Here is a 21520-nt window from a genome sequence, read left to right on the forward strand (position 1 = left end):
GGCCAGCGATCCGTCCCTGAGACAGGGAACGGCCGCCGTGGTTGGAGCAACCACAGCGGCCGAGCTTGTCGAACCCTCTCGGGTGGGCCGGAACTCAGGCGTCGTCGGAGTTGGTGCTGATCCCGGGGCGCCCGTCGTGGACGATCTTGCCCGGGTTCAGGTTCTTGCCCGGGTCCACGCCCTCGAACAGCTTCCTCTGGATGTGCACGCCGGCCGGGGAGATGTCCTGCTCCATCCACGGCGAATGCTCCTCACCCACACCGTGGTGGTGGCTGACCGTCCCGCCGTGGTCCATGAAGGACTGCTGCACCGCGCGCTTCACGTGGTCATAGGTGGCCATGTTGTTCTCCGAGCCGTCGGCGACGGCGAAGGTGAAGTACTGGCAGGCGCCCGCGTGGTAGCTGTGGGAGATGTGGCACATGATGAAACCCTTGTGCCCGGTCTCGGCGAAGGCCTTCTCTGCGGCCTTGACCGTCTCGTCGTGGATCTCCTTGGTGCGGCTCCACGGCGTCGAGGTCTCGCTCACATCGGCCGGGATGCCCATGTTCAGCAGGAAGTCCCGGATGTAGGGGATGTCGTACTTCTTCTGGTCGAACAGGGTGCCGGGGCCCTTGCCGACGTTCATGCCGCCCTGTGCGCGCACGATCTTGTTCACGACGCTCTTGGCGTAGCGCACGTGCACCGGGCTGCCCTCGAAGCCCACGAAGGAGATGCAGATCTCCTCCAGGTTCCAGCCCTTGGCCTCCATCACCTTCTGCATGGCCTTGTTGATGTAGTGGCTCTTCTTGCTGGACTTCTTGCCGTTCGCCATGGAGAACTGGGTCTCGGCGGCGTCGGAGACACGCAGCATCATCGGCTTGGCGTCGGAGTGGGCAATCAGCTCGGCGGCCTTCAGGCCGGCGTCGTAGGTGGGGTAGAAGTAGGCTTGGATCTCGCGGGCCTCCGCAATCCGGTGCACCTGCATCCACGCCTGGGTGATGATCCCCAGCCGGCCCTCCGAACCCAGCACCATCTCCCGCACGCTCGGTCCCGAGGAGTAGGACGGCAGCGGCCGCAGGCTGAGCACCTGGGTGCGTCGCTCGGAACCGGGCTCGGCGGGCATCACCATCTCCAGCCCGCGGGTGATGTCGGCGATGTCGCCGTACTTGTCCGACTGGGAGCCGGTGGAGCGGGTCGCGATCCAGCCACCGACGGTGGACCACATGAAGGAGTCCGGGAAGTGGCCCAGGGTCCAGCCCTTGGCGTTCAGCTGCTCCTCCATGTCTGGGCCCAGGGCGCCGGCCTGGATCAGCGCGATCTCCGCGGTCTCGTCGATCTGCAGCACCTTGTTCATCCGGCCCATGTCGACGGTCACCACCACGCGCTGCTCGCCTGGCTCGGCCTCCAGCGCGGCGACGATGTTGGAACCGCCGCCATAGGGGATCAGCACGGCATCGGCGCGCAGGCAGGCCTCCATCACGGCCTCCACCTCGGCGGAGCTGCCGGGGTAGACCACGACGTCGGGCACCCGGCCCAGGATGCCGCGGCGCACCCGCACCAGGTCACGGACACCCTTGCCGTAGGCGTGCACGACGCGCATCTCGTCGTCGGTGCGGACATTGGCCTCGCCGACGGTGCCCACCAGCTGGGCCTTCAGCTCTTCGCCCAGAATGCTGGCCGGGACGTCGATGTCGGCCAGCTGGGGCTCCTCCAAGTCCTTGGCCAGGATGTCCACGCCCAGCCGCTCCATCGCGAAGGGCGGGAACTTCGGCTTGTCGGCGACGGCATAGGGCTTGTCTCCATCGGCGCCCCAACCCCACCACTTCTGGTACTTGGCGGGGGCGGCGGGCTTGGAAGCGGTCACGGCTTCTCCTTGTTCTCGGTGGTCTTCGCCTTCTCCAGGGCGGCGGTGTGGGCGTATTCGGCGAGCGTCTTCATGCCATAGGCGCGGGCGGTGGAATCGTGCAGCTCCAGCACCTGGCGTCGCATCCGCTCGTTGAACTGGTGGGCGATCTCACCCGGGTGGGGGTGCATCGGGGCGCCGATCACCACGTGCACGGTGGGCCGGTTCAGCGGCAGCGTCTTCTGGGTCGACGGCCAGGCGGCGTAGGCACCCACCAGGGCGATCGGCACGGCGGGCACCTTGCGGCTGATGCACAACGCGGCGGCGCCGGGCTTGAAGGGAGCCATCGCGCCGGTGCGGGAGCGGGTGCCCTCCGGGAAGAGGAGCAGCGGCACCCCGTCGCTCAGCAGGCTGCCGGCCAGGCCCTTTCGGCCCCGGGTGCCCTTGCGGTCCACCGGGAAGGCGTTGAAGAACAGGGCGGTGGGGGCGGCCTTCCACCAGGCGTCGAAGAAGTAGTCCGCGGCGGCGCCGGCGGAGAGGAACTGCGACAACCGACGCGGCAGCGAGCCGATGATCAGCGGGGCGTCGAAGTGGCTGGAATGGTTGGCCACCGCAATGAAGGCGCCCTCCAGATCATCCAAGTTCTCCTGGCCGACGACGTGGACGTCCAACAACCGCCAGATGGCCGGTTTGAGCAGCAGCAGTTGGGCGCTGCTGCGCGTCGTGGCCAACGGCTTGGAGCGATAGCGTGCGCGCTCACCCCCGGGGAACTTGATCCGATCGGTGAAGGCGTTCACTTCTTGTGCCTGCTCGACGAGAGCTTGCCGGAGAACCAGCGGATGAAACCCCGAGGGCCATGGGTGGCCACCCCGATGGCAACCTTCCACTTGGCGGTGGGGATGGAGATCGGCTTGCCCGCCTCCGCGTCGGCCAGGGCCTCGCGCACCAGCACGTCGGGATCCACCCAGACGACGCCGGGCAGATTGTCCGAGCTGATCCCGGCCCGCTGGTGGAATTCGGTGTGCACCCAACCCGGGCACAGCGCGGTCGCGGTGACCCCCGTGCCCTTCAGCTCGATCCCCAACGCCTGGGTGTAGCTCAGCACCCACGCCTTGATCGCCGAATAGTTGCCGCTGAAGATCCATGCGCTGGTGGAGGAGACATTGATGATCCGGCCGCTGCCGCGGGCCGCCATCGCGCGCCCGGCGGCGCCGGACAGCTGCAGCACGGCGAAGCACATCACGTCCATCGCACGGCGCTGGGTCTCCAACTGGTCCTTGTCCAGCAGCTTGGCGTGCAGCCCGAAGCCGGCATTGTTCACCACCAGGTCCAGCGGATGCGCCGGGTCCTCGATCCAGTCGGCCACCCGGGTCACGTCCTCGGGCTTCGACAGGTCAGCGGTGAGGCATTCCACCTGCACCCCGTGCGCGGAGGACAGTTCCGCGGCAAGGGCATTCATCCGTTCGGTGTCCCGGGCGACGATCACGACGTCGTCCCCGCGGGCCGCGAGAACCCGGACGAAGGCGTTGCCGATGCCGGAGGTGCCACCGGTGACCAGAGCTGTTGCCATGCCCCAAACTTACGGCACCGCGAGGGGCGTCGCATTTCACGGGTCGTGGCCGGGAGCCTCCGGGCCGGTCGCCCGGAGGCTAGGCTGACGGAGTTGACGCCGACGTCGGCGCCCCGGGTCTGACCGGAGGCTGTCACCAGAAGGAGTTTCCCATGTCCATCCGCCGCACCGTCCTGGCCACGGCCGCCCTGGCCCTGGTGATCCCGTTGGCTGCCTGCGGGGGGAGCCAGGACACCCCGGCCACCACCAGCCCCGCCAGCTCGTCGTCGGCCCCCGGTGAGGTGGCCGGCACCGCCGGTGGACAGCCGAGCGCGTCCGAGGCCACCGACGCCACCACGCCGGAGGCCGCCGTCACTGGTGACGGGTCACAGAGCACGGCGGCCAGCCCGGCCAGTCCCGCAGCGAGCCAGGCCCGTACGGCGGCCAGCCAGGCCAGCGCCGCGGCCAGCCTGCCGGCCGGCGTCAAGAAGTTCGCCACCGCCACGCTGCCCGCCAAGGTTGGCAACTACACCGGCAACAACGGGATGTACACCGGCGGCTCGCAGGACGACATGGTGATGATGACCCTGTCTCCAAACCTGGAGTTCACGAAGGTGGTGGGCAAGCTCTCCGGCAAGGTCACCGACGGACTGGCCACCTGCGGCACCGCCGACGGGGTGACCAGCTGCTTCGCCCCGCTCGACGGTGGGGTGCTGTGGCTGCAGGGCACGGACCAGACCAAGGCCGTCGAGCTGGCCCAGCTGACCAAGCAGGTCTACGCCACCTTCGCCTGAGACGGGGCGCACGCCCCGGGCTCAGCCCCGGCGCAGCGTGTTGTCCACCACGTAGGAGTCGCCCCGGTAGGAGTGCTCCCCATACTCCAGGCCCTTGCCGTCGGCGCCGTGGCTGAGCCACTGCACCGTGAGGACCGCGTCGGCCCGGGTCAGGCCCAGCAGGCGCCGTTCCCGGGCGGTGGGCAACCGAGCCCCGATCCGTTGCTGCACCTCGGCCTTGTCATGCCCGCGTTCGGCCAGCACCGCATAGAGGCTCCGGCCGGTGAAGTCGTCGGCGGTCACGTCGTGGAAGTCCGGTGGCAGCCAGGATCGCAGGACCACCAGGGGAATCCCGTCGCTGTAGCGCAGCCGCTCCAGGTAGACCAGCGGGGTGCCCGGCGCCAAGCCCAGGGCCTCCGCGGCCAGCCGGTTGGGGCGGGAGGCCTGCAGCCGCAGCACCTCGGTGCGCGGATCCCGGCCGGCGCCCTGCAACTCGTCGAAGAGCGGAGTCAGGGAGTCCTTCTTGCCCACCACCTGCCGCGCGACGTGGGTGCCCACGCCACGTCGTCGCACCAGCAGGCCCTGACGGACCAGCTCGTTGATCGCCTTGCGGATGGTGGGGCGGGACAGGTGGAGGCGGGCCACCAGCGCCAGCTCGTTCTCGAAGGGGTCGCCCGGCTTCAATGCCCCGCTGCGGATGGCGCCGGCCCACTGTTCGGCCAGTTGATGGTAGAGCGGGACAGGACTGGTGCGGTCCACCACCACCGGGAGGCTGCTGGGCATGGAAGCCAAGCTATCAGCGCAACGGCCGGGGTACAGTGACAATGATGACCTTTGTCACCTGTCCTTGTCACCTCTCCCCACAGGAGAACCCCGTGAAGTCCCGTCTGATCCCCAGCCTGGCCATCGTGGCCTCCCTCCTGCTGATGGCTGGTTGCTCGGCCACCGGTGGCCGAGCGGCCGCCGAGAAGTCGGCCGCCGGCGGTGGCTGCGCCAGCACCACCATGAAGGTCACGATGATCACCCACTCCGCTCCCGGCGACGACTTCTGGGACCTGGTGCGCAAGGGCGCGGAGGACGCCGCCAAGAAGGACTGCATCGCGCTGGAGTACCAGGCCAGCCCGGAGGGTGCCGAGCAGGCCAACCTGGTCAATGCCGCGGTGGACAAGAAGGTGGACGGGATTGCCGTCACCCTGTCCAAGCCGGAGCAGATGACCCCGGCGGTCAAGGCGGCCGTCAAGGCTGGCGTCCCGGTCACCGCGCTGAACGGCGGCGTCGACGTCTGGCAGGGGCTGGGCGTGCAGGGTTTCTTCGGCCAGGAGGACAAGGTGGCCGGCCAGAAGACCGGCGAGAAGCTCAAGGCCGACGGGGCGCAGAAGGTGCTGTGCATCCTGCACGAGCAGGGCAATGTGGGCAATGAATCCCGCTGCGCCGGCGTGAAGCAGGTGCTGCCCACCACCGAGACGCTCTATGTCACCGGCACTGACATCGCCGACGTCGAGACCAAGATCACCGCCAAGCTGCAGCAGGACAAGCAGATCGACACCGTGCTGGGGCTCAAGGCATCCGTCGCCTTGACCGCCGTGAAGTCGGTCAAGGAGGCCAAGTCGAGCGCGAAGGTCGCCACCTTCGACACCAATGCCGAGCTGGTCAAGGCCATTCAGGACGGCAGCATCGCCTTCGCGGTGGACCAGCAGCCCTACCTGCAGGGCTACCTGGCCGTCGACGCGCTGTGGCTCTACAAGACCAATGGCAACTCGATTGGCGGCGGCACCGCGACGCTGACCGGGCCCGCCTTCATTGACAAGTCCAATGTGGACAGCGTCGCCACCTACGCCGCGGCGGGCAAGCGATGAGTGCGCAGGAAACAGGTGCCGTCGCCACAGCAGAGGGCGGGCCTGGGAATGGTGACCCACTGGGCGAACAGGTGGCCGACGACCGGACCCGCGAGCGTTCCCTGGCCACCCGGCTGCTGGTGCGCCCGGAGATCGGGTCCCTGGTGGGCGGGCTGGCGATCATGGTCTTCTTCCTGGCCGTCGCCCCCAGCTTCCGGAACCTGGACAACATCGGGACAATCCTCTACCAGGCGTCGACCATCGGCATGATGGCCGTTCCCATTGCCATGTTGATGATCGGTGGGGAGTTCGACCTCTCGGCCGGCGTGCTGGTCACCACCGCCGGTCTGGCCGCGGCCCTGCTCAGCTGGTGGTTCAACCTGAACGTCTGGGTGGGGGTGCTGCTGGCGCTGCTGGTGACATTGGCGATTGGCCTGGTCAACGGGTTGTTGTTGGTGCGCACCAAGTTGCCCAGCTTCCTCACCACCCTGAGCACCTTCTTCGTGCTGCAGGGCGTGAATCTGGGTGTGACCCGCTGGGTCAGCGGCGGCGTCGCCTCGGCGTCGATCAGCGACATGGAGGGCTGGGAATCCGCCCGCAAGCTGTTTGCCGCCCAGTTTGCGCTGAACTTCGGCGGGCACACCATCACGTTGCGGATCACCCTGCTCTTCTGGCTGCTGCTCACCCTGGTGGGGGCATGGATCATGCTGCGCACCCGGCAGGGCAACTGGGTGCTGGCCGTCGGCGGCGACGAGTCCGCCGCCCGCGCCTCCGGTGTGCCGGTGCGACGCACCAAGGTGGCGCTCTATCTGTTCGTCGGCTTCTGTGCCTGGCTGAGCGGGATGCACCTGCTGTTCGGCTACGGCGTGGTGCAGTCCGGTGAGGGTGTCGGCAAGGAGTTCATCTACATCATCGCCGCGGTGATCGGCGGCTGCCTGATGAATGGTGGCTTCGGGTCCGTCGTCGGTGCCTCCGTCGGGGCGCTGATCTACGGCATGACCCAGTTGGGCATCAACTACGCCGGCTGGAATCCCGACTGGTTCAAGACCTTCCTGGGCGTGATGCTCCTGGCCTCCACGCTGCTGAATGTCTGGCTGAAGCGAAAGGCGGAACAGCGATGAGTGCTGAGCAGAGCAAGGGGGGACGACCCCCCTTGAACCCCCCGAAGGACTCGCGCGTCTCGCTCCTCGCAGGCTCGGAGCTGCGCTCGTCAGAGGAAGATCCAGTCCCATCCACGGCCTCGGAAGGATCCGGGGCTGGGGAGACCGCGATCTTGGAACTCAAGGACGCGGGGAAGAGCTACGGGAATGTCGAGGCGCTGCGCGGGGTGAACCTGGTGGCTCGCGCCGGTGAGGTCACCTGCGTGCTGGGTGACAACGGCGCCGGCAAGTCCACCCTGATCAAGATCATTGCGGGGTTGCACGAGCACTCGTCGGGGGAACTGCTGGTGGCCGGCGAACCCACCCGCTTCGGCTCCCCCCGGGATGCCCAGGCCGCCGGGATCGCGACGGTCTACCAGGACCTGGCGCTGGCGCCGCTGATGGCGGTCTGGCGCAACTTCTTCCTGGGCAATGAGCTGACCCGCAAGCCCTTCGGCCGGCTGGACATCGCCCGGATGAAGCAGATCAGCGGCGACGCGATGCGCCGGATGGGGATCGACATCCCGGACCTGGAGACCCCCGTCGGGTCATTGTCCGGCGGGCAGCGCCAGTGCGTCGCGATCGCCCGGGCGGTGCACTTCGGCGCCAAGGTGCTGGTGCTGGACGAGCCGACCGCCGCGCTGGGCGTGAAGCAGTCCGGCGTGGTGCTGCGCTACATCGCCAAGGCCCGCCAGGCCGGCGTCGCGGTGGTCTTCATCACCCACAACCCCAACCACGCCTGGCTGGTGGGCGACCACTTCGTCGTGCTGAAGCTGGGGCGGGTGAGCCTGGACGGCACCAAGGAGTCGATCACGCTGGACCAGCTGACCGCGGAGATGGCCGGCGGGGCCGAGCTGGACGCCCTGGCGCACGAGCTGCAGGCCTGAGCCCCGGCGCACGTCGGACCTGGCTGTGGGCAGCCCCGGTCGTGGCACAGTTGACCGGGTGCGCGTTCCCTCCCTGTATCGACGGCTGTTCTGGCCGATCCTGGCCCCGTCGCTGCTGATCGGCGTTGCTGGCGGGGCGACGGTACCGGTGCAGGTACTGGCCGCGATGCAGCTGGGCGCCTCCGCGTCGCTGGCGGCGGCCATCGTTGCGATCGTCGGTGGGATCGGTTTGGCGACGACGGTGCATGCCGGCCGGCTGATCGACCGGTTGGGTGACAAGCGCGCGATGCTGCTGGCCACCGGGGTGATCGCCGTCTTCACCGCCGTGACCATAGCCGCGCTGGTCTGGGGCGGGCGTGGGGCGCTGGTGCTGTTCATGGCCGCCGCCTTCGGCCGGGCACCCGCGATGAACATCTGGAGCCTGGCTCGGCAGGCCTACACCGCGGATCACGTCGGCCCCGACGAGGTGGGCAGGGCAATGACCGCGCTGGGCGGCACCATGCGGATCGGCAACCTGATCGGCCCGCTGGTGGGCGGTGTGCTTCTGCTCTGGCTGCCGCTGTGGAGCGTCTTCGTGCTGAGCGTGCTCTGCGCGGTGCTGGCCGTCGCGATCCTCTATCGCCCGGAAGGGTCCGTGGTGGCCGCCCAACCCCTCGACAGGCGCGGGGACCGTGGTTCCGTCGCTGCCCACGCAACCACGATGGCCCAGCCTGTCGAGGCCGCTGGTGGTGACGTGCGCGCCGAACCAACCACGATGGCCGAGCCTGTCGAGGCCTCCTCGCCCAGCGGTGTCCGCTGGAGCCGGGTGATCCTGGCGGGGATAGCCATCACCACCCTGGCCGTCGCCCGCGTCGCGCAGCCCGTGACCGTGCAGCTCTGGGGCGTGCACATCGGTCTGCATGAATCCACCATCTCGCTGGTGATCGCCGCCGGTGCGGCAATCGAGATCATCCTGATGTTCCCCGGCGGTTACCTCAAGGACCGGCTGGGCCGGGCGATGATCCTGATCACCTGCCTGTTGATCTACGGCACCGGCTTCCTGCTGGTGGTTCCGTTCAGCGCCTGGTGGGGGCTGGTGGGCATGGTGCTGGCCGTCGTCGTGATGGCCGTCGGCAATGGTCTGGGCGCCGGGGTGAACATGACGATCGGCGCCGACCTGAGCCCCAGCCAGGGGCGCGGCCGCTTCCTGGGGGGTCTGGGCGCTGTTCAGCAATGTGGGTGTGCTGGGCGGGCCGCTGCTGATCTCGCTGCTGGTGGCGACGGTCAGCGTCCAGGCCGCGGTGCTGGCGATCGGCGGAATCGCCGTTGCCGGGGCGGCCTGGATGACGGCCTTCGCCGGGAGGATCGGTCTGCCCAAGGGAGTCGCCCGGCAGGGCTGAGGCCCAGCGACGCCCCCGCCTCAGCGGGTCAGCTTCTTCAGGTCGATCGAGGCGTCAGCCAGCTTCTCGGGGTCGACGATGATCCCCCGGTCGATGATCCGACGGGCGGCGCGCACGGTGTTGCCACCGTCGATGGCCGCGGCGCCCACCATCCGCCCCTCGATGTCCAGGTTGAACGAGGCCACCGGCACGCCGTCCACCTCCCGGGTGATCAGCTGGCCACCGGCCAGGCCGCCGACGGCCTCGGCGTGCACCCCGTGGCGATCCGACCACATCCAGGGCGCCGCCGGCTCCGTGACGCTGCCGCCCGTCAACACCGCGGCCAGCCGCTGGCCGGAGTGCATCGCCGTCTCCCAGTGGCCATGCCCGGGCACCACCGAACCGTCGGGGCGCAGCATCCGGGCGACGTCGCCCACCGCCCAGACGTGCGGGATGGAGGTCTGCTGACGCTGGTCCACGATGATGCCGCCGTCGACGGTCACCCCCGCGGTCTCGGCCAGCTCGCACTCGTTCACGGTGCCGATGCTGGCCAGCAGCGTGTCCGCCTCGACGGTCTCCTCACAGGACAGGTGGACCCGGAAGCCCTCCCCGGCCTGCTCCACCTCATGCGGCACGGCATTGATCACCCGAATGCCCTTGTCGGTGTGCATCTGGTGCAGCCGCTCGGCCAGCGGCCGACCCCACAGCGGCACACCAGGCACCGGTGAGGAGCTGACCAGGGTCACGTCGCAGCCCGCGGCAACGGCCGTCGAGGCAACCTCGGAGCCGATCAGGCCGGCGCCGATGATGCAGATCCGACGGCCGGGCGTCAGCTGCTCCCGCAGCTGGCTGGCCTGGGACCTGGTCACCAGGGTGCAGATGCCGGGCAGTTCGCCGCCGGGAATCGGCAGCGGGCGCGGCCGGCCTCCCATCGCGAGCACGATCTCGTCGGCCTCCAGCACCTGACCGTCCGCGAGGGTGACGGTCAGTTCCTTGCCGTCGATCGCGGTGGCCCGGCCGGTGATCATCGTGACCCCGTTCTCCTCATACCACTCCTGCGGCACGAAGGGGAGCTTCTCGGCGGGCTGCTGGCCGGTCAGGAACTCCTTGCTGAGCGGAGGCCGGTCATAGGGCAGGCCCTCCGGGTCGATGATGGTGATCTCGGCCTCGCTGCCCAGCTTGCGCAGCTCCTGGGCGGTGGTGAAACCGGCCAGCCCGCCGCCGACGATGACGACCTTCATCGGCATCACTCGGCCGCGAGGGCCGCGCCCTCGACGGGGGTGCCGGGGTGGAGCCAGATCTCGTCGCCGCGCACCTCCACCTTGTGGGTCTTGGCGGGGATGCTGGCCGGCAGGCACTTGGCGGCGCCGGTGGACAGGCAGAACTTGGCCGAGTGCAGCGGGCACTCCACCTCGTCGCCCTCGATCCAGCCGTCGGCCAGCGACGCGGTCTCGTGCGTGCAGACGTCATTCAGCGCGTAGTAGTTGCCGTCGGAGAAGAAGACGGCGATGTCCTCGCCGGTGCCATTGGTCTCGCCGTCGACGATGATGGCCTCCTCGTCCTCGATGTCTCCGGCGTTGGCAACCTTGATCGGCTCGGGCATTGCTCTCTCCTTCGTGGTGTTCCGGCGTCGATGCCGGGAAGTCCAGTTTTGCAGTGAGGCCCCCTCGACGGGCTCGGGGACCGGGAGGTGGGCTCGGTCAGCTGGCCAGCCACACGATGGTGCCGCTGAAGCCCTCCGGAGTGGTCGGCTGCCAGCGGTTGTAGTGGTGCTCAAAGCAATGCTCGCCATCTTCCTGTCCAAGGAGACGGCGCGGCGCCAGACGCACCAGGAGCGCTTCATCGAGGAAGCTGTCTTCGAGGCCTGATCCCGGACGCCGTTGGCCACCGCCCGTCGTCGCTGACCCCCCCAGTCGGCGACGAGGGCGGGGCACGGCCTCAGCAGCCGGCCAGCGTCGCCCGGTTCAGGATGCTGAGCGGCTCGTTCACGTCGAAGAAGTGCACTTCAATGGCGGTCACGCCGAAGCCGGCCATGCGCTCGCGGTGCATCGCGACATAGGCCTCTGCGTGCTGCCGGCTGTCGAAGACGTAGATACCGCCGGAGAGTTCGCCGGGCTGGTCCTCGATCCACACTTTCCACAGGAAGCCCGGCTCGTCGTTGATCGTCGACGCGAGCTCCCGGAAGCCGTCGGACATCTCGGAGCCCCACGGCCCGTGGTGGGCGAAGTTCATCTGCACCAGGACGGCCATCTCAGGCGCCGATCGCCTTGATGGTCTCCCGCACCATGGCCAGCTCCTCATTGGTGGGGATCACCAGGATCTCCACTCTGGACTCCGGGGTGGAGATCCGCCGCGGCTCCTTGGAACGCACCAGGTTCGCGTCGTCGTCCAGCACGGCGCCGAAGTAGCCCAGCTTGTCCACCACGGCCTTGCGGACATCGGCGGCATTCTCCCCGACGCCGGCGGTGAAGGTGATGCAGTCGATCCCGCCCAGGTGGGCGATGTAGTTGCCCAGGTAGCCCACCAGGCGGTGGACGTAGACCTCCATGCCGATCTGGGCATTCTCGTCGCCCTCGGCAATCAGCTTCGCGATGTCGCGCATGTCGGTCTTGCCGGTCAGCCCCAGCATCCCGGAACGCTTGTTCAGAAGGGAATCCACCTCGGCGGTGTCCAGCTTCATCTCGCGCGCCAGGTAGGCGTGCAGGCCCGGGTCGACGTCGCCGGAGCGGGTGCCCATCACCAGGCCCTGCAGCGGGGTCAGGCCCATCGACGTCTCGATCGGGTGACCGCCGTCGATGGCGGAAACCGACGCGCCATTGCCCAGGTGGCAGACGATCTGCTTCAGCTCGGAGATGTCCTTGCCCAGGAACTTGGCCGCCTGCCCGCTGACGTACTGGTGCGAGGTGCCGTGGAAGCCGTAGCGACGGATCTGGTGCTCGTGGGCCAGCTGCTGGTCAATGGCGTAGGTGTGCGCGGCGCGCGGCAGTTCGGCAAAGAAGGCGGTGTCAAAGATGGCGACGTGCGGCACGTCGGGCAGGATCTCCCGGGCGGCCCGGATGCCGGCGATGCCGGGCGGGTTGTGCAGCGGGGCCAGGCCGGACAGGTGCACCAGCTTGTCGATCACCGCCTGGTCAATGATGGTGGTGGAGTTGAAGTCGGTGCCGCCATGCACCGTGCGGTGGCCGACGGCGACGGCGTCGGTGATGTCCGGGCCGTAGTTGTCGAACATCTTCACCACGGCGGCGATCGCCTCGGTGTGGCTGGGGAAGTACGTGCTGTCGTGGAACTCCTCGCCGTCCACCTCATGATCGATGGTGCCCGGCGTCGGTTCACCGACCTTCTGCACGAGGCCCACGGCCATCACGTCTTCGGTGTCAGCGTCGATCATCTGGTACTTGATGCTGGACGATCCGCAGTTGAGCAGCAGGATGGGCTTCGGCATGGCGCCAGCCTATCGGGCGGCCCCCGGGCAATTTTCCCGGGGATCGCCGTGGCTGTTTCCGGCGGGTACAAGCCAGCACTGCCCGCCCACTGGCACGGGGCTGTTGCTGGACGGGGTGGGCCAATTACTTTGGTGCCAGCGAGACGACGGCGTCCCGCGTCCGAAGGAGCCAGCGATGTCCACCCGTCTCAGCGCCACCCAGTTTGTCCAGACCGTCGTCGACGAGGGCAGTTTCACCCCGTGGCGGCTGCCACTGGAGACCCCGGATGACCCGGACTATGCCGCCGAGCTGGCTGCAGCTCGGGAGAAGACCGGGCTGGACGAGTCAGTGCTCACCGGTGAGGCCACACTGGACGGGCGTCGGGTGGCCCTGGTGGTGGGCGAATTCCGCTTCCTGGGCGGATCGGTGGGGCACGCCGCCAGCGACCTGATCCTGCAGGCCGTGGACCGCGCCACCGCCGAGCGGATCCCGCTGCTGGCCGCGCCGTGCTCCGGCGGCACCCGGATGCAGGAGGGCACCGCCGCCTTCGTGCAGATGGTCAAGATCGGGCAGGCGGTGCAGGCCCACCGCCACGCCGGGCTGGTCTACCTGGTGCACCTGCGCCACCCCACCACCGGCGGGGTACTGGCGTCGTGGGGATCCCTGGGCCAGTACACGACGGCCGAACCGGGGGCGCTGGTGGGTTTCCTGGGGCCGCGCGCCCAGGAGGCGATTGCCGGGGAGATGATCCCGGAGGGCATCCAGCGCGCCGAGAACCTGCAGCAGCGCGGGATCGTCGACGCCGTCGTGCCCAACGACGAGTTGCGCGCGGTCTGGGCCACCCTGCTGTCGGCCGCCGGCGCGCCACGGACCGGCCCGCGGGTGGTGCGTCGCGAGGCCGCCAGCCTGGTGACCGACGCCGATCCGTGGGAGTCCGTGCAGGCCACCCGGGACAGTGCGCGGCCGGGCCTGGTGGACCTGGCGCACTTCGAGTGCACGGACATGGTGTGGTTCAGCGGCACCGGTGACGGCCAGGTGGATCCGGCGGTGCGCGTCGGCCTGGCCAAGTTCCGCGACATCCCATGCGTGCTGGTGGGGCACGACCGGTCCGCCAGCCACGGCGAGCCACTCTCCCCGGCCGGGTTGCGGCTGGCCCGACGAGGATTCCGGCTGGCCGACGAGCTGAACCTGCCGGTGGTCAGCATCATCGACACCCCCGGCGCGGCGCTGACCCAGCAGGCCGAGGAGATGGCCCTGGCCGGCGAGATTGCCCGCACCCTGGGTTGGCTGGCCGACCTGCCGGTGCCCACCGTCTCGGTGATCCTGGGGCAGGGTGGTGGTGGCGCCGCCCTGGCGATGCTCCCGGCCGACCGGATGCTGTGCGCCGGCAAGGGCTGGCTGGCGCCGCTGCCGCCGGAGGGGGCCAGCGCCATTGTGCACCGCAGCTCTGACATGGCGGCCGAGATGTCGCGTCGCCAGCGGCTGGGCGCTTTTGACCTGGAGCGGGACGGCGTGGTGGACGAGGTGGTCAGCGAGCCCGACGAGATGTCCGGCGACGGCGCCGAGGTCTTCTGCCACGCGGTGGGGGAGGCCGTCGCGCACCACCTGCACGAGCTCTTGGACATGCCCGACGACGAGCGCCTGGCCCGACGCCGGGAACGCTTCCGCAGCATGGGCCGCTGAGGGACGCGACGAGGCTCCCGTCGGGACTGAATGGGGAAAGGAAGAGATGCAGGCCCTGCCGGGGCGGGCCGAGGACAGATGCAGGAGGGGTACCCAACGCCATGGTGGCGCTGGGTACCCCTCCTGCATCTGTTGTGGGTGGGCCCCTCGGGGCTGGGCGGTTACTGGCCCATCCGCTGGGCCTGCTGCTCCAGCCGCATGATCCGGTCCGCGGTGGCCGGGTGGGTGCTGAACAGCTGGCGCACGTTCAGGCCACCGAAGGGGTTGGCGATCATCATGTGGCTGGCGTTCACCAGATCCTTGGTGGGCGGCAGCGGCGCGGAGTACACGCCCTGCTCGATCTTCATCAGGGCGCGGGCCAGGGCAGTCGGGTCCCCGGTGAGCTGGGAGCCGTCCTCGTCGGCGTCGAACTCCCGGGTGCGGCTGATCGCCATCTGGATCACCGAGGCGGCCAGCGGCGCCATCAGCGCGGCCACCAGGATGCCGATCCCGGAGCCCCGGTCTTCGTCGCTGCGCCCGCCGCCGAACATGGCGCCGAAGCTGAGCATCTGGCCCACCGAGCTGATCACGCCGGCGATGGCCGCCGCCACCGAGCCGGTCAGGATGTCCCGGTTGTAGACGTGCATCAGCTCATGGCCCAGCACCGCGCGCAGCTCCCGCTCGTCCAGCAGTTGCAGGATGCCCTGGGTGCAGCAGACCGCGGCATGCTGCGGGTTGCGGCCGGTGGCGAAGGCATTGGGGCTCATCGTCGGGCTGATGTAGAGCCGGGGCATCGGCTGCCCGGCCTTGGCGGACAGCTCCTGCACGATCCGGTACATCCCGGGCGCCTGCTCAGGGCTGACCGGCTGCGCGCCCATGGCGCGGATGGCCAGCTTGTCCGAGTTCCAGTAGCTGTAGAAGGTGCTGGCGACGCCGAACAGGGCGAAGACCCAGATGAAGGTGGAGTTGTTGGTGTACGCGGCCAGGGCGCCACCCAGCAGCAGGAGCAGGCCGAAGATACCGCCGAACAGCATCGCGGTCTTCACTCCGTTGAAGTGGTTGTGCATGCCTTCACAACGTCCGGCGCGGCCAAATCCTTCCCGGTGGGATGCGATCTCGAGGTTTGCGCCACAAACTGCATTCTGATTGCGACCCGATGCCAGATAGGCACTGGGTCCGGATCAGGATGCAGTTTGTGGCACAAACCGGGGAACCCATGTGGAGGCCCTGCCGGGAAGCCGTGTCCTGGGCGCTTGCCGCTGCCAATCTGTGCCGATCACCTGGGCAGGGGCCCATGGCCGAGCAGGGGGAGTTGCCCATGTCTGGGTGGCTGGGTGGGACCTGCCCAGCGACTCAGGGGACGCCAGGACCGGCTGCTGGGCGGTGGAACCTCGGACAGGCGCGGGGATCGTGGCTTCGATGGGTGCGAATCCAGACGGGGCGTTGCCGAGGTGGCCCAGGACGTGACGAAGCCCCTCGTCGGGCTCGGGGACCGGGTCCCGTCACCCGTCGAGGGGCTTGGTCGGTACTGGCTCAGGCCTCGCGCAGCGGCGAACCCGCACCGGCCGGGCGCTCCTGCGCCTGGATGGCGGTGATCGCCACGGTGCTGACGATGTCGTCCACCGTCGCACCCCGGGAGAGGTCGTTGACCGCGCAGTTCAGACCCTGCAGGGCGGGGCCGACGGCGATCGCGCCGGAGGTCCGCTGCACGGCCTTGTAGGTGTTGTTGCCGGTGTTCAGGTCCGGGAAGACGAAGACCGTGGCCTGGCCGGCCACCGGGGAACCCGGCATCTTCTTCTGCCCCACGGTGGGATCAATCGCGGCATCGAACTGGATCGGCCCCTCCACCACCAGGTCGGGGCGGGCCTGCTTGACCAGCTCGGTGGCCTCGCGCACCGCGTCGACGTCCGGGCCGGAACCCGATTCGCCGGTGGAGTAGCTCAGCATGGCCACCTTGGGCTCGATCCCGAAGGACTTGGCGGTGTCGGCGGAGCTGATCGCGATGTCGGCCAGCTGCTCCGGCGTCGGGTTGGGGTTGACGGCGCAGTCCCCGAAGACCAGCACCCGGTCCGGCATGCACATCAGGAAGGAGCTGGAGACCACCTTGATGCCCGGCTTGGTCTTGATGAACTCCAGGCTGGGCCGGATGGTGTTGGCGGTGGTGTTCACCGCGCCGGAGACCATGCCGTCGGCCATCCCGAAGTGCACCAGCATGGTGCCGAAGTAGGACGGGTCGGCCAGCTTCTCCTTGGCCTGCTCGAAGGTGACGCCCTTCTTGGCGCGCAGCTTGGCGTACTCGCCGGCGAACTTGTTCAGCAGCTCGTCGTCGGTCGGGTCGATGATCCGGGCCTTGGAGAGGTCGATCTTGAGCTTGCGGGCGCGCTTGTTGATGGTCAGCGAATCCCCGAGCAGCACGATCTGGGCCACATTGCGCTCCAGGATGATCGCGGCCGATTCCAGGATCCTGTCGTCCTGAGACTCGGGCAGCACGATGGTGCGCACGTCGGAGCGGGCCATGCTCATGATCTGGTTCTCGAACATCAGGGGGGTCCGCAGCTCGGAGCCGTGCCGGGCCAGCGAGTCCAGCAGCTGGGCCCCGTTGATGTTGTCGGCGAACAGCTTGCGGCTGATCTCCATCTTGCGCGGGGAGCTGGTGCGGGTGCCCTCCAGCCGGGACAGCCGCTGGGCCGTCTCGTAGGTGGTCTCCTGGACGGTGCAGATCGGCAGCCGGGCGTCGATGCTGTTCATCAGCGTGCGCACATTGGCCGGGATCTCGTAACCGCCGGTCAGCACGACGGCCGCCAGGTCCGGGAAGGACTGCGAGCGGTGCGCCAGCACCAGGCCGGGCAGCAGGTCCACCCGGTCCGCGGGCATCACGACGGTGTGGTCGGGCTGCATCCGGTTCAGCAGGTTGGGCAGGGTCATGCCGGCGACAGTGATGCCCAGCGACTCCTTGCTCAGCTCCCGCTGGCTGCCGATCCACAGGTCGGCACCCAAGGCGTCCACCTGCATCTCGACGGTGGGGGCGGCCAGCAGGTTGGTCTCCGGCAGCACACCGGTGACCAGGTCACCGCGGATCCCGGCCAGGGCGATCCGGGCCTCGTCGGACAGCTCGGGGGCAATCCGGGTGGCGATCACCGCGAAGATGGAATTGTGCAGCCGCTCGAACTCGGCCAAGCCCACCTCGGCGGAGCGACGCACCTCGTCGACGGTGCGGTTCTTGCCGCGCACGGCCAGCAGCACCGGGGCGTTCAGGTTGGCGGCCACCCGGGCGTTGAAGTTCATCTCGATCGGGGCCGAGACATCGGCGTAGTCCGAACCGACGATCACCAGCGCGTCGTACTTCTTGCGCAGCGTCTCGTAGCGGTTGACGATCGTGGTCATTGCCTCGTCGGGATCGGCGGCGAACTCGGCGTAGTCGATGCCGATGGCGTCGTCATAGGACTGGGGGACCGCCTCCTGGGCGATCAGCGTGCGGGTGACGATGTCGTCGTCCGCGTGCTTCACCAGCGGACGGAAGACTCCCACGGAGTTGACGGTACGAGCGAGGGCTTCGACAAGGCCGAGAGCAATCGTGCTCTTGCCGACACCACCCTCGGAGGACGCGATGTATACGGCTGTGGTCACACTGCGACCCTACCCCCGCCGAGCATCGGCTGGGAACGCGGGATCCGGTCTGCCGGAACCGCCCGGCACCGGTCAGTGGACGGCGGAGTCCGCCGTGGAACGGGTGGCGGCCTGCGAGGCGCGGTCGATGAAGTGGCCGGCCGCCAGCCCGTCGACCAGGCCCAGGCCACCGCCAACCCAGCCGATCCACTCGTGGCCGGCCCAGAAGGCAACGCCCAGGATTGCCAGCAGCACGGCGAAGCCGTAGGCCAGCCAGAAGGGGCGGGCCAGGTGGCTGAACTGGCGGGCGATGTGCCGGTGGTTGTTGGCGAAGATGCCCAACGCGGCCACGCACGCGCCGACCACCAGCAGGGCGGCGGGAATGGCGATCTTCAGGCTCAGCACGCTGAGCAGGAAGCCGGCCACCAGCGCCGCCAACCCCAGCAGCACGAAGTACAGGGCAAAGGTGCGTCCGGCTCGGCGGGACACCGCGAGCAGGGCATTCGGGTCGGCGATGCTCGACTGGCCCGGGGTGTGCTGGTGCTGGCTCATGCCCACAGTTTCGCAGATTCTTTGTCGCAGGTGCCCGGACGCGCCCGGATGCGCCCGGCCCATGGGCCCCGGGCGGAGGGGTGGCGGTGCGAAGGCGTCGGTGGCGCGGAAATGTCACAGGTGCCGATTAGAGTCGTGGTCATGATCCAGATGGGTGCGCATGTTGACCAGACTGACCCGATTGCGGAGGCCACCGCCCGCGGGGCCACCGCCGTGCAGTTCTTCCTGGGCGACCCGCAGGGCTGGAAGGGGCCGCGGGTGGACTATGCCGGCGGCGCGGAGCAGCTGAAGGCCGACGCCGAGGCGGCCGGCATCCAGCTGTGGGTGCATGCCCCCTATGTGATCAACCTGGCCAGCACCAACAACCGCATCCGGATCCCGTCGCGCAAGCTGCTGCAGCAGAACGTCAAGGCGGCTGCCGAGATCGGGGCGGCCGGGGTGATCGTGCACGGTGGCCACGTCGGCAAGGAGGATGACCCGGCCGTCGGCTTCGACAACTGGCGCAAGGCCGTCGACGGGTTGGAGATGGCCTGCCCGATCCTGATCGAGAACACCGCCGGCGGCGCCAATGCAATGGCCCGGCACCTGGAGCGGATCGACCAGCTGTGGAGCACCATCGGCTCCGCGTCGGATGCCGACCAGGTGGGTTTCTGCCTGGACACCTGTCATGCGCACGCGGGCGGTGAGGAACTCGTCGGTCTGGTGGACCGGATCAAGGCCATCACCGGCCGGATCGACCTGGTGCACGTCAACGATTCCCGCGACGCCTTCAACTCCGGCGCCGACCGGCACGCCAACCTGGGGCAGGGGCAGGTGGATCCCTCGGGTCTGACCGAGGTGGCTAGGCTGGCCGCCGCACCCCTGGTGCTGGAAACCCCTGGGGACGCCCAGGTACACGCCCTGGAGCTGGACTACCTGAAGGAGAACCTCGCCTGATGAGCATTGACCAGTCCGGACCGAGCCCCAAGGTGATTGCCCCCCGGCCGGATCTGCCGCCGGTGCCGCGTACCTCCCCCGCGCAGGTGATCGACGAGAGCAACTTCCACCTGGCCCGGATGATCGCGGACTCGGCGGTGCGCTTCGCGACCCGGCCGGCGACCCGCGTCGAGGGACCCGACGGCCAGTGGCAGGTGGACAGCTACCCGGACTTCCACACCAAAATCCTGGCGCTTGCCCGGGCGCTGGTGGCCCGCGGTGTCCAGCCCGGGGAGCGGGTGGTGATCTTCAGCAGCAATCGGCCGGAGTGGTCGGTCTGTGACCTGGGTGGGCTGAGCGCGGGCGCCATCATGGTGCCGATCTTTGCCACCTCGACGGCCGCGCAGGTGCGGCACATCCTGACCGACTCCGGTGCGGGCTGGGTCTTCGTCGCCGGGCAGCGCGAAGCGGAACTGGTCTTCGAGGCCTTGGGTGTGGCGGCGTCCGATGACCCGTCGATGGGCTTGGGGAGCATGTCGACGGACTCTGAAGGGGTGACCGTCTTCTCCTTCGACCCGGTGCCCCGCCTGACGTCGCTGGCCGAGCTGTTGGCCGAGGACAATGCCTCCCAGACCGACGAGGTGGAGCGGCGCATCGCGGCCGGCCGGCCGGAAGACGTCGCCACCATCGTCTACACGTCGGGCACCACCGGCATCGCCAAGGGTGTCATGCTCACGCACGGCGGCTTCGGCAACCAGCTGGCCGCCATCGACGACTGCTGGGACTTCCAGCCCGAGGACCATTCGGTCTGCTTCCTGCCGCTGGCGCACTCGTTGGAGCGGCTGTGGACCTTCCACCTGTTCCACTGCGGCTGCCAGAACACCTACTGCCCCAACCCCAAGAAGATCGGCGAGCTGCTGCCCAAGGCGCAGCCGACGCTGCTGGTCAGTGTCCCGATGCTGTTCGAGAAGGTGATGGCCGGCGCCAAGGAGAAGGCCTCCGGCTCGGCGGCCCGGCAGACCATGGAGTGGGCCCTTCGGGTGGGCGGCCAGTGCCAACGCGCCTACCGCAAGGGCAAGCAACCCGCGGCCTACTGGCGGGCGCAGCTGCCGTTGGCGGACAAGCTGGTGCTCTCCAAGATCAGGCAGGCCGTCGGCGGCAACAAGACCCTGATGGTCTCCGGCGGTGCCCCGCTGCGGCGTGAGGTGGAGGAATTCTTCTCCGCCGCCGGAATCCTGCTGGGCCAGGGATACGGTTTGACCGAATCCGGCCCCATGATGACCATCTACCGCAACAACCACTACAAGCTGGGCACCGTCGGCTTCGTGATCAAGGGCAGTGACCTGAGCATCGCCGACGGCGGGGAGATCCTGGTCCGCGGCGGCAGCGTGATGAAGGGTTACTGGAACAATCCGGAGGCCACCGCGGCCGCCATCCGCGACGGGTGGCTGCACACCGGCGACGTCGGCTACGTGGATCCGGAGGGATTCGTCACCATCACCGACCGGCTGAAGGACATCATCGTCACCGCCAACGGCAAGAACGTGGCGCCGCAGGCGGTGGAGGCCGCGCTGATGGCCGACCCGATCTTCGAGCAGACCATCGTGGTGGGGGATGCCCGGCCCTGCCTGGTGGCGGTGGTGCAGCCCAGCCGCGACGGCTGGAAGAGTCTGGCCGACGAGCTGGGGCTGGACGACGACCCGCAGCAGCTCACCCGTGATCCCACGGTGATCGAGGCCTTGCGCTCCCGGGTGGCGAAGCTGACCGAGGAACTGGCGCACCACGAGCAGGTGCGCGGGGTGGTGCTGGCCAATGACCGGATCACCCTGGCGAGCGGCCTGGTCACGTCGACGATGAAGTTGAAGCGCCGGGAGATCGAGAAGGTCTTTGCCAAGGAGATCGAGCAGCTCTACGCGGAACTCAAGCGCTCGCGGCGTCGCTGAACCCCAGATCGGCTGAGGACTTGTGGGGGTCGACGTGGCGGAATGGCCCCGCGGATG

At 68.8% G+C, this 21520-nt stretch carries 19 protein-coding genes and 1 pseudogene; 9 read left to right on the top strand and 11 right to left on the bottom strand.

The genetic code is table 11. The features are described from left to right. Positions 1 to 94: 94 nt before the first annotated feature. The 3 genes from AAEX60_RS13690 to AAEX60_RS13700 are packed head-to-tail and all read right to left on the bottom strand — an operon-like array spanning position 95 to position 3392. Positions 95 to 1843: an FAD-binding oxidoreductase gene (locus AAEX60_RS13690; protein WP_342104121.1), complete on the bottom strand. Its 1749-nt coding sequence runs from the start codon at positions 1841 to 1843 to the stop codon at positions 95 to 97. Next, positions 1840 to 2619, bottom strand: coding sequence for a lysophospholipid acyltransferase family protein (locus AAEX60_RS13695; RefSeq protein WP_342104122.1), 780 nt, complete (start codon positions 2617 to 2619; stop codon positions 1840 to 1842). The genes AAEX60_RS13690 and AAEX60_RS13695 overlap by 4 nt, the downstream gene beginning before the upstream one ends. Beyond that, on the bottom strand, positions 2616 to 3392 hold the full coding sequence (locus AAEX60_RS13700) for an SDR family NAD(P)-dependent oxidoreductase (RefSeq protein WP_342104123.1): 777 nt from the start codon (positions 3390 to 3392) through the stop codon (positions 2616 to 2618). Before AAEX60_RS13700 ends, AAEX60_RS13695 begins: the two co-directional genes overlap by 4 nt. Positions 3393 to 3544: 152 nt before the next feature. Between AAEX60_RS13700 and AAEX60_RS13705 the strand changes: the two genes are divergently transcribed. Next, positions 3545 to 4165, top strand: coding sequence for a hypothetical protein (locus tag AAEX60_RS13705; RefSeq protein WP_342104124.1), 621 nt, complete (start codon positions 3545 to 3547; stop codon positions 4163 to 4165). A gap of 21 nt (positions 4166 to 4186) precedes the next feature. Here AAEX60_RS13705 and AAEX60_RS13710 read toward each other — a convergent pair whose 3' ends face one another. Next, entirely contained in the window at positions 4187 to 4927 is a 741-nt protein-coding gene (locus tag AAEX60_RS13710; RefSeq protein ID WP_342104125.1) for a GntR family transcriptional regulator, read from the bottom strand. 92 nt (positions 4928 to 5019) lie between these two features. Between AAEX60_RS13710 and AAEX60_RS13715 the strand changes: the two genes are divergently transcribed. The 5 genes and pseudogenes from AAEX60_RS13715 to AAEX60_RS13730 all read left to right on the top strand — a co-directional run bounded on the left by AAEX60_RS13715 (position 5020) and on the right by AAEX60_RS13730 (position 9384). Beyond that, entirely contained in the window at positions 5020 to 6000 is a 981-nt protein-coding gene (locus tag AAEX60_RS13715) for a substrate-binding domain-containing protein (RefSeq protein ID WP_342104126.1), read from the top strand. Between the two features lie 71 nt (positions 6001 to 6071). Further along, a complete protein-coding gene (locus AAEX60_RS13720; RefSeq protein WP_342104127.1) occupies positions 6072 to 7100 on the top strand; it encodes an ABC transporter permease in 1029 nt (342 codons plus the stop codon). 152 nt (positions 7101 to 7252) lie between these two features. Beyond that, a complete protein-coding gene (locus AAEX60_RS13725) occupies positions 7253 to 8005 on the top strand; it encodes an ATP-binding cassette domain-containing protein (RefSeq protein ID WP_342104128.1) in 753 nt (250 codons plus the stop codon). A gap of 166 nt (positions 8006 to 8171) precedes the next feature. Then, a pseudogene (locus AAEX60_RS16415) lies at positions 8172 to 9167 on the top strand (MFS transporter); the annotation flags it as partial. Between the two features lie 58 nt (positions 9168 to 9225). Beyond that, entirely contained in the window at positions 9226 to 9384 is a 159-nt protein-coding gene (locus AAEX60_RS13730) for a hypothetical protein (RefSeq protein ID WP_342104129.1), read from the top strand. Between the two features lie 20 nt (positions 9385 to 9404). On the opposite strand, the gene AAEX60_RS13735 is transcribed toward AAEX60_RS13730, so the two are convergent. The 4 genes from AAEX60_RS13735 to AAEX60_RS13750 form a co-directional block, all read right to left on the bottom strand. Further along, positions 9405 to 10604 (bottom strand): NAD(P)/FAD-dependent oxidoreductase, encoded by a 1200-nt coding sequence (locus AAEX60_RS13735; RefSeq protein ID WP_342104130.1) that lies wholly within the window; start codon positions 10602 to 10604, stop codon positions 9405 to 9407. 5 nt (positions 10605 to 10609) lie between these two features. Further along, on the bottom strand, positions 10610 to 10966 hold the full coding sequence (locus tag AAEX60_RS13740; protein WP_342104131.1) for a non-heme iron oxygenase ferredoxin subunit: 357 nt from the start codon (positions 10964 to 10966) through the stop codon (positions 10610 to 10612). 335 nt (positions 10967 to 11301) lie between these two features. Further along, the gene (locus tag AAEX60_RS13745; RefSeq protein WP_342104132.1) at positions 11302 to 11613 is read right to left on the bottom strand and encodes a monooxygenase; all 312 of its coding nucleotides are present in this window, start codon (positions 11611 to 11613) and stop codon (positions 11302 to 11304) included. 1 nt (position 11614) lies between these two features. Further along, on the bottom strand, positions 11615 to 12805 hold the full coding sequence (locus tag AAEX60_RS13750) for an acetate/propionate family kinase (RefSeq protein ID WP_342104133.1): 1191 nt from the start codon (positions 12803 to 12805) through the stop codon (positions 11615 to 11617). Between the two features lie 175 nt (positions 12806 to 12980). On the opposite strand from AAEX60_RS13750, the gene AAEX60_RS13755 reads away from it, so the two are divergent. Further along, positions 12981 to 14468 (top strand): carboxyl transferase domain-containing protein, encoded by a 1488-nt coding sequence (locus AAEX60_RS13755; RefSeq protein ID WP_342104134.1) that lies wholly within the window; start codon positions 12981 to 12983, stop codon positions 14466 to 14468. Between the two features lie 161 nt (positions 14469 to 14629). On the opposite strand, the gene htpX is transcribed toward AAEX60_RS13755, so the two are convergent. The 3 genes from htpX to AAEX60_RS13770 all read right to left on the bottom strand — a co-directional run bounded on the left by htpX (position 14630) and on the right by AAEX60_RS13770 (position 18605). Next, on the bottom strand, positions 14630 to 15514 hold the full coding sequence (htpX, locus tag AAEX60_RS13760) for a zinc metalloprotease HtpX (protein WP_342104135.1): 885 nt from the start codon (positions 15512 to 15514) through the stop codon (positions 14630 to 14632). A gap of 466 nt (positions 15515 to 15980) precedes the next feature. Further along, entirely contained in the window at positions 15981 to 18074 is a 2094-nt protein-coding gene (gene pta / locus AAEX60_RS13765; protein ID WP_342104136.1) for a phosphate acetyltransferase, read from the bottom strand. Positions 18075 to 18146: 72 nt separating this feature from the next. Next, positions 18147 to 18605, bottom strand: a complete 459-nt coding sequence (locus AAEX60_RS13770; protein WP_342104137.1) for a hypothetical protein — start codon at positions 18603 to 18605, stop codon at positions 18147 to 18149. Between the two features lie 141 nt (positions 18606 to 18746). Here AAEX60_RS13770 and AAEX60_RS13775 point away from each other — a divergent pair, with 141 nt between their 5' ends. Next, entirely contained in the window at positions 18747 to 19541 is a 795-nt protein-coding gene (locus AAEX60_RS13775; RefSeq protein ID WP_342104138.1) for a deoxyribonuclease IV, read from the top strand. Further along, positions 19541 to 21463, top strand: coding sequence for an AMP-dependent synthetase/ligase (locus AAEX60_RS13780; protein ID WP_342104139.1), 1923 nt, complete (start codon positions 19541 to 19543; stop codon positions 21461 to 21463). Before AAEX60_RS13775 ends, AAEX60_RS13780 begins: the two co-directional genes overlap by 1 nt. The last annotated feature ends 57 nt before the right edge of the window (positions 21464 to 21520 follow it).

The sequence above is a fragment of the Luteococcus sp. H101 genome, assembly GCF_038433155.1.
Taxonomy (GTDB): Bacteria; Actinomycetota; Actinomycetes; order Propionibacteriales; family Propionibacteriaceae; genus Luteococcus.

Bases quoted from the DNA above. Each gene is read 5' to 3' on its own strand.
- htpX (WP_342104135.1), bottom strand. From the start codon at position 15,514: ATGCACAACCACTTCAACGGAGTGAAGACCGCGATGCTGTTCGGCGGT.
- AAEX60_RS13740 (WP_342104131.1), bottom strand. From the start codon at position 10,966: ATGCCCGAGCCGATCAAGGTTGCCAACGCCGGAGACATCGAGGACGAG.
- AAEX60_RS13780 (WP_342104139.1), top strand. From the start codon at position 19,541: ATGAGCATTGACCAGTCCGGACCGAGCCCCAAGGTGATTGCCCCCCGG.
- AAEX60_RS13700 (WP_342104123.1), bottom strand. From the start codon at position 3,392: ATGGCAACAGCTCTGGTCACCGGTGGCACCTCCGGCATCGGCAACGCC.
- AAEX60_RS13750 (WP_342104133.1), bottom strand. From the start codon at position 12,805: ATGCCGAAGCCCATCCTGCTGCTCAACTGCGGATCGTCCAGCATCAAG.
- AAEX60_RS13735 (WP_342104130.1), bottom strand. From the start codon at position 10,604: ATGAAGGTCGTCATCGTCGGCGGCGGGCTGGCCGGTTTCACCACCGCC.
- AAEX60_RS13745 (WP_342104132.1), bottom strand. From the start codon at position 11,613: ATGGCCGTCCTGGTGCAGATGAACTTCGCCCACCACGGGCCGTGGGGC.
- AAEX60_RS13770 (WP_342104137.1), bottom strand. From the start codon at position 18,605: ATGAGCCAGCACCAGCACACCCCGGGCCAGTCGAGCATCGCCGACCCG.
- AAEX60_RS13710 (WP_342104125.1), bottom strand. From the start codon at position 4,927: ATGCCCAGCAGCCTCCCGGTGGTGGTGGACCGCACCAGTCCTGTCCCG.
- AAEX60_RS13775 (WP_342104138.1), top strand. From the start codon at position 18,747: ATGATCCAGATGGGTGCGCATGTTGACCAGACTGACCCGATTGCGGAG.
- AAEX60_RS13755 (WP_342104134.1), top strand. From the start codon at position 12,981: ATGTCCACCCGTCTCAGCGCCACCCAGTTTGTCCAGACCGTCGTCGAC.
- AAEX60_RS13705 (WP_342104124.1), top strand. From the start codon at position 3,545: ATGTCCATCCGCCGCACCGTCCTGGCCACGGCCGCCCTGGCCCTGGTG.